This window comes from Streptococcus suis (assembly GCF_002964045.1).
Taxonomy (GTDB): Bacteria; Bacillota; Bacilli; order Lactobacillales; family Streptococcaceae; genus Streptococcus; species Streptococcus suis_U.
Genome location: NZ_POPB01000018.1, coordinates 1 through 267 on the forward strand (window position 1 = coordinate 1; position 267 = coordinate 267).

Genomic DNA, 267 nt, shown 5'->3' on the forward strand with positions numbered 1-267 from the left:
TCGCAGCAGGTATCCAAGAAGCAGATACAGCTGGCTGGGCGGAATCATGGGAGGTTTTGAGCAATCGTATCTTGACAGGCTTTGAGGCTATCGCCCAAGACTTGGAAAAGCAGGGCGGCGGCAATGCCCTTGTGGTCAGTCATGGTATGACCATCGCAACCCTGGCCCATCTGTTGGAGCCAGAGCGTGGTGTCAATGTCTTCCTGGATAACGGCTCGATCACCGTCCTCAAATACGAAAATGGCAAGCTTTTAATTGAAGCAGTTG

General features: G+C 52.1%; 1 protein-coding gene. It reads left to right on the top strand.

The annotated features are described in order from the left end of the window. The coding region (locus C1E99_RS00065) for a histidine phosphatase family protein (protein WP_161951105.1) at window positions 1-267 on the top strand (267 nt) is incomplete at both ends.